Origin of the sequence: Flavobacterium phycosphaerae (genome assembly GCF_010119235.1) — a bacterium.
Lineage (GTDB): Bacteria > Bacteroidota > Bacteroidia > Flavobacteriales > Flavobacteriaceae > Flavobacterium > Flavobacterium phycosphaerae.
In genome coordinates this window covers 1,659,315-1,666,914 of record NZ_JAAATZ010000001.1, presented here as the reverse complement: position 1 = coordinate 1,666,914, position 7,600 = coordinate 1,659,315, and the positions used below count along the sequence as shown (strand labels likewise).

The 7,600-nt window shown below is 38.6% G+C and carries 2 protein-coding genes; both read right to left on the bottom strand.

Going from position 1 to position 7,600, the window contains the following annotated elements; all coding sequences use genetic code 11:
• Positions 1-52: 52 nt before the first annotated feature.
• Positions 53-1,243, bottom strand: coding sequence for a fibronectin type III domain-containing protein (locus GUU89_RS07435; protein ID WP_162127321.1), 1,191 nt, complete (start codon positions 1,241-1,243; stop codon positions 53-55).
• A gap of 232 nt (positions 1,244-1,475) precedes the next feature.
• Positions 1,476-7,112 carry a T9SS sorting signal type C domain-containing protein gene (locus GUU89_RS07430; protein WP_162127320.1) on the bottom strand — a complete coding sequence of 1,879 codons (5,637 nt, stop codon included), beginning with the start codon at positions 7,110-7,112 and terminating at the stop codon, positions 1,476-1,478.
• Positions 7,113-7,600 lie beyond the last annotated feature (488 nt).

Here is a 7,600-nt window from a genome sequence, read left to right as displayed (position 1 = left end):
AATTCAACATCTCCGGCAAGACCATTAGCGTTGATAGCAGCAAAAGCTGTTGTTAAGTTGGTATAATCCCGCTAGTACCTACAGTTTTAACACCGCTTAAGGTACCGGCAACTGTTGCCTGAGAACCGTCAAGACCTGAACTTGCACCACCTTCGTTAACAGCAACTACTCTCCAATAGTAAGTAGTACCGAAACTAAGACCGGTTTGTGCAGAAGTTACAGTATTGGCAGCTAAAGTAGCTCCAACCTGAGTATAGCTTACACCATCTAATGAACGATAAATTTGATATCCGGTTTCACCCGTAGTATCCGTCCAGTTTAATGTAGTTGTTGAACCCGTTACAGCCGTAAAGTTTAAAGCTGTCGGTGCCGCTGGCGCTGCCGGAGGAGTAAATCTAAATACTCTTCTAGAGCCATCAGCAGTTGAATTTAAATTAGCCATATCTGAACTAGCAGCATATGTCGTAGTAGTGAAAGAAGTAGCTGCACTACCATAAGTAGGTGTTGTATTCAGTGTTGTATACTGACCAATTGTTCCGGCAGTATTTGACGAAGCAAAACCTATAGCCGTAGTTTGTGTCGATGAATTGTTATTAAACATTCTTCCATACACATACTCAAAAGTACCATTTTCATAAATTCTAGCCTGATATGTGGAGAATGTTGTGGTCGTGGTATTCCAGTAAATCCAAACATCTTTCCACTCAATAATCAAAACTCTGTTAGGAGCTGTCCCCTGAACTTTGTAATGAACTTTACCTGTCGTATCAGTCTTACCATCCGCATTGTTAGCAATAAGGAAAGCAGTAGAGGCAGCGGCAGTTTGAGTATGACTCGAAATAGCAGTGGCTCCTAGCCTGATTTGACCATCGGGATTACAACTAAACTGTGAGTACGTAGTACCCATCATAGTAAAGTTAAAACCAATGTTGGTTACTGTGGCTGTAAAAGTGTCAACGAGACCTCCATAGAGCTGGGTAGTACCCGTGCTCATGTCGATAGCATTACCATCTTTGTCCAATACCAATGAACCTGTAGTACTTGTAGAAGGTGTATAGTTGGCTGTACTCTGCGCCCACGTCTGCTGACTGACCGTCAACGACAAGAACATCAGAATCATAACCAACCATGACACTTTCGTGACCTTGGATGTGGAAATAGGCGGAGAACCGTCTGAATTTCCAATACCATTTTTGAATCGAGTTCTCGAACTGCAATTCAAAGAATTGTAAAAATTCATCATAATTAAAAAAATTGGGTTAAAAAATAAGGTGTTAATATATATAGAATGTTAATTATATTATAATTTAATAATAACTTAATCGACGAAATACCTTTATTATCGGCAAAAAGAAGTGTATAATGCTAAAATACCTATGTTTTAACAAACCTTCTTAAAATAAAAAACAGCTGTAAAACCAAAAAAACTAAAAACAAGCGTATGTTTTTAGTTTTTTTGGCATTCCTTTATGACTTTAGTAAACCACTTTTTTAGTCACTGTTTTACCGTCTTCTGCTTCTATTTTCACCAATAAAATTTGATTCGTATTTGGCAATGTTGTGAATACAGTTTCTGTAGAATTTATCTCTTTTTTGACTGCAATTTGTCGGCCTCTGATATCAAAAATAGTTACATTTTTCATCGCTTTAGCACCCGAATTTATGTGCAATCCTTTGTTGTTATGATATACAATCACAGAATTTTCATCAAAGTTCGGATTGTCAATTCCAAGTGATGCATCAGTATATCGTAAGACAAAACGGTCTTCGAATGTACCCATTTCAGTAGTGAAATTGTAACCGGATTGTTTTAAATTATGAACCACATTTAGTAATTTATCTTCTAAATAAATATCCTGATCCATAAACAATCCGTCAAAGTTCGTTAAGGTTATTGTATAACTACCATTTATAGTTGATTTATAACCAACCGGCACTGTATCATTAATATCAAATGGTAATGGTCTTCCTTGAATTCCTAATTTTTTAGGAGCTACCATAGTGTACATAGTTACTACCCCACCAATATCCAGCATTTCTCCATCAAATAAACGGTCTAAGCCCATAGTGGCGCCTTCCGCATATCCAACTAATATACCTTTATAAGCCCCTTCTGTATTGGTCATTTCCAACCAATAACGGTGTTTTTCAACTCCGGAAACATCCTGACTGGCAGGAGTACTAGTTTTAAAGAACTGAGTATTTGCTCCGGCTTTACGCATGTCATTATTAAAGGTAACTGTTCCGTCTGAAAGACCGTGAACAAAGAAAGCAACTCCTGAACCAATATCACCGGTTGGAGCCTGTCCGCCTGAAGCTGAAGGCAAGCCGCCCAAAGTGGTATAAGTAGAATAATCTGCTGGGGTATATTGACCATTTACATCAATATCTGTATTATGAGTCCAAAAATATAACGTACCATCTATACTGCCATTAGCCGGATCAGTCAAAAATTTGATACCATCAATAGCACTTGGGTATGGATTTCCGATTAAATTTAATTGATTAGTAGTTCCTTTGATTGGATAAGTTAATGTTCCGTTATTTGGTGTACCGAAAAAATTAGCGGTAAATTGTTGTGGTGTTGAAAAACTATTAGGTGATCTAATGATGTACCCTCTACATACTTCCATTGGATTAATTGGATCAATCCAAGCCCAATTTGGAGTTGCTACAGTTGCATCATATTGATAAAAACCTAAATAAGGTGTATTAGGAGATAAGACCACCAATCCTTGAGCATAAATTGGTGAGGACCAATAGGTATAGTCATACAATCGTAGAGTACCTGTTTTTCTGGTATAGGTAATCTGTCCTGTATTTTTTCCTGAATAAGGGGTATCTCCACTAGATGGATTGGTAATATTAGCCACCTGGTATAAACTGGCCGTATCAGCAAAATTCAAGGTTCCACCGGTTACTTTTACTTCATTTTGTACTGTTAATGTTTGACCGGCAGCAAATGACACTGTTCCACTGGTAACTAAAACACTACATGTAGAAAGACTTCCTCCTGACCAGTTGCCTTGGAATTCAGCCGCTTTTGTACTATCAGGGGTTCCATTAGTCCAAACAGCACCATTCCAGATTGTTTTATTGAAGGTAATCGTAATAATATTGGAATAAGTTGTACAAGTACCATTAGTAATCACCGCTCTGAAATAACGAGGACCTGTTGTTATAGTGGCCGCAATTTGTGCTGCGGTTAAAGTAGCCGAGGCACTCGAAGCAATATTATTAACTCCTGAAGAGAAAGTAGCATTGGTAGAATGTTGCCATCCGGTTATCGTTCCGGAATAACCTGTCAAGGTTAAGTCGGTTATCGAACCCAAGTTACAAATAGATTGATTACTTGAAGCCGTTCCTGCAACAATTGGCGTTACGGTAACGGTAACGGTAGTATCTCTGGAACAACCCACTAATGAGCTAGCCTCAGCGGTATAAGTCCTTGTTGTGGTCGGTTTAGCATAAACTGTTGAAACGGTTTGACCTGTATAAGGAGTTGTTCCAAGTGAATCCAAATACAAACCTGTAGTTGGTGTCCAAGTTATTAAAGAAGTATTACTTCCATATACTCTAACATTGTCTACTGCCCAATAATAACCATAATTGGCACTATAAATAAATCGGATTACCAGATTTGTTTGTCCTACATAAGCGGTAAGGTCAACCGTTACATTTTTAAAATTGGTTGCTGATCCTTGAGTGGTTGTTGTCCATGTACAATTTGGTAAAGTGGTATATGTGCTACCTCCATTGGTAGATATTTCAACTTTAGCACTTCCGTTATTCCATTGTCTGTAGTAATGCCAGAAATTTAAGGCCGCATCAGAATAACCTGCCAAACTAAATACAGGAGAAACTAATTCGGTTAATGTTGTTCCGGTACTTCCTTGATTATCACTATCAGAGAAGTAAAACTGTGAATTATCAAAGCTACTTATACCACGGAATGCATATGGACTAGGACGTAGCGTCCAAGCAGCATTGGCAGGCGTACCTGATGTTGAGCTGTTTATGGTAGTAAAAGTAGTACTGGAACTATTAAAATCTTCAAACAATACATCCGTTAATATTCCTTGTACAATACCTCCTGTAGCAACAAGCGGCTGATAAGTAGTATCACTTTGACAAATTGTTGGTGCCGAAGGAGTAATCGTTATAGGTGATGGTTTTGGATTTACATTAACAGTATAAGTTGCCGTATTGGAAGAAAAATTACCGCTGGTTTGTGTAGCTGTTAATATATAAGTAGTAGTAACTGTCGGATTAAACACTACTGTACCTGTAGCTATATCGCCTGTCACTCCGTTTGTTGGTGACCAAGTGTAAACTTGAAAATCCAATGGATTTGAAGAAAGGCTAACCGGTGCTCCCGAAGTATCTTCTCCTTCACAAATAGTATTGCTACTACTAGCCGGAATACCATCAGAAAGTGTTAATGCCGGCGGCGGTACAGTTACATAGATAGAGTAATCTTCAAAAGTACCGTAACTACCATTGTAACATGGTCCTTGGCCTGCACCTGAACCTGTCAGCGTATTTGAATCTGCACCACCAATTCTAACGCGGTGTGGTCCTAATGTACTATTTAAATTTGAATCTAAACTTGGCACAAAGAAACTTAACACTAATGTATTTGGACTAGTACTTGAAGACAAGCCATAAGCAGTCATTTCACTCTCACCCGGATCTAAAGTATCAGTATCAGCATTTAAATCTACGGCATCATAAAAATCGCCGTCATTATTCCAGTCAATCCAAATTCTGGTATTGTAATCAAAAATAGAAGTGTTTAAGGTAATAGATACATTAACCGTAGCTCCTTGTGCCACATTGGTAGACAAGTTGGTATAATTGCCATAACGTCCTGCTTCACTACCGGTGGTATTATTAATAGACCCAAATGATACATTGGTTATACCGGTGGCATCAACACTGGTAGGTGCCGGGGTACAATAAGTTATAATAGGAGTGGTTGTAAACATATTGGGTACAGACCACGGACTTACATCTCCTGCCCCACAACTGGAACGAGACCAAAAATAGTAACTGGTAGAAGAGGTCAAACTTGATAAATTAGCAATAATAACTCCGGCTGCGGTTGAACCTGATACGGTTTGTGTACTTAAAGGTTGGGTAATTAATCTAACCACACCCGTTCCTGCCCCTACTCCTGTTGCAGTAAAGAAAGACCCGACCGTGTTAGCCCCACCAATAGTTGTAAAATCAGTAGTTCCTATTGCTATCACCTGATACACATTACCGGAAACTGTGGCTGTTACCGCTGCTGTAGTAATTAGTTGGGCGGTTCCTGTTCCTGCTCCTGCTCCGGTAGCTTGGAATATAGTTCCTATTGTATTAGCACTAGCTCCTATTAAAGTATAGTTAGTAGTACCTATAGTTAATATAGTATAATAGCTACCAATAACAAAAGCACCCGCAGTGGCTGTTGTACCGGTAACCGGTGTATAATAATATTCATAACCACTGGCAGGCGCTGAAGCCGGAGGTGTCCAAGTGATCAGTGCTGACGATGGCGTTATTTGTCCTGACGTAAGAGCTGTAGGCGGGAAACAAGTACTGTAGCCTAAAGAAATGTCATCCAACTGTAAGTACCCTTGCGTAGCCGAAGCATAACCATTGAATCCTATATAATAGGTACCCGGCGCTGTGATACGGAAATTGATTACGTTAGTATTTGGTGATGTTTTAATTTGATCATGGTCGGCCAAAGTTGTGGTCATACCCGCTACCGAAGCTACCGTACCAAAAGCTACTTTCATTTTTTGAACAAAGAAAGCCTGCTCTCGTGTACTACCATATTTATAGGAAAGACGGAAATAACCTCCCGAAACCAATAAGTCACCAGCAGTTACCGTTATTCCTTGCGTAAAGTACCAAGTATTTTGTGCTAAGTTACCGCTGGTAATTAAGTTTTTACTATTAAACCCATAATAAGCAGTGGCTGTATTATTGACTGTCACCATATTTGCTCCCGAAACCATAACAATACTGTTACAGTTTGGAATAGCAGGAACATTCGAGGTTTCAAAATTTTGAGTATAAGGAATGCTAGCAAAATTACAAGGTATTGTAAGCGTGCCCGGCATGGCCACCCAAACATTTTTACAGTTAGCTTTTACCCATATATAATAAGGTACACCCGTAGCTAAACCGGTATAAGAAACTGTAGTCCCTACAACTCCTGTTCCTGTAGCAAGACCTGAGTTAGCAATAGTAGCTCCTCCCGCATCGGTAGTGATTTTCCAATCATACCCTGAACCCGGTACTACTGTAGGAGCAGTCCAACTGATATCTGCGGTGGTTAAGTCAGCCTGATAAGTGGCCGTGACTGAACTTGGAGAAAAACAAGGTGTCCAAACTAATCTGGAAAGTGCTTTGAAACCGGTAACTACTCCAGGCCCCGGACTTACTCCTTGAGTTAGCAATACAGAGTTATTAGCAATTCCTGGATCAGAATTTGGCCAAATATTAGTTGAAGGCGTTACTCTATTTAATATATCGGTAGCAAAAGTATTTGTCGTCCCCCTTAAACCAACTTGTCCCCCTATAGAAGTTGCTGAGGTTGATGAGAAAGCATCTCTAAATAAAACTTCAACCACCCCTGTAGTTTCATAAAAACGAATTTGCATATTTATCAAACCACTTAAATACAAACCATTATAACGTTGCATATTTTTATACTGCACCACAAAAACCCTATTAGGAGAAGACCCTAACAAATCATATCTTACTTCACCAGCACTAGCAACATTACTACCCAAGTTAGCTCCAAAGCCTGCAGCAGCTCCTATATAGTTTGCCGCTGAATAAACAGTTGCATCTGACAAAGGTGTAGTAGTATAAGTTGAAGCTGAAGAAGCTGCCGAACCAAAAGTAATAAAACCATTATCTGAAACATATATTTTAGATACGGCAATGTTATTAAAATAAAAATAGGAAGGGGTTGGCAAAGTATAGGATGCCAAAACACTACTTGGTAAGACATTAAAAGCAGTTACTGCTGATGTAGCGAGTTGAGTTCCCGTTGTTAAATCAGTATAGGTTGCCGAACCGGCAGATTCAGCATACGTATAGTTATTAGCCACGTTCTGACTGAGCGCTGAAAAACACGAGCCTATACTAAAGAGTATAATTAATAAAAATTTCGAAAATAAGGTACAACAATTACTCGGGGGTTAAGTAAAGTTTTTTTCATAGTTTGTTTTTTTGTGGTATTCTATTTTTATACATTATATAAGGAACAGCTCGCTATTCATATTCCCTAGGGTTAAGATGTTAAATTTACATCTTATAAACATTCAACTAACTTTAGCTTTACCAAAAAACATAGCTTTTCGATAAAACGTAAAAAGTGCCGACCAATAGTACTTTAACAAAGCTAATGCGTCGGTAGTGCTTGCCAATAAATAAGTATAGTATTACGATTTCAGGGGTTAGCTGACGAAAACTGTTCTAAAAATAACGTTTTCTTTTTATAATCGGCACGCTAAATTAACAATTTATCAAAGAGTTACAAGAAATGTTAATAAATTATTATTAAAAAGCAAACATTCCTTACGTAATCGCTAAGAAA

Coding starts and splice junctions, on each gene's coding strand:
- GUU89_RS07435 (WP_162127321.1), bottom strand. CDS start 1,243: ATGATGAATTTTTACAATTCTTTGAATTGCAGTTCGAGAACTCGATTC.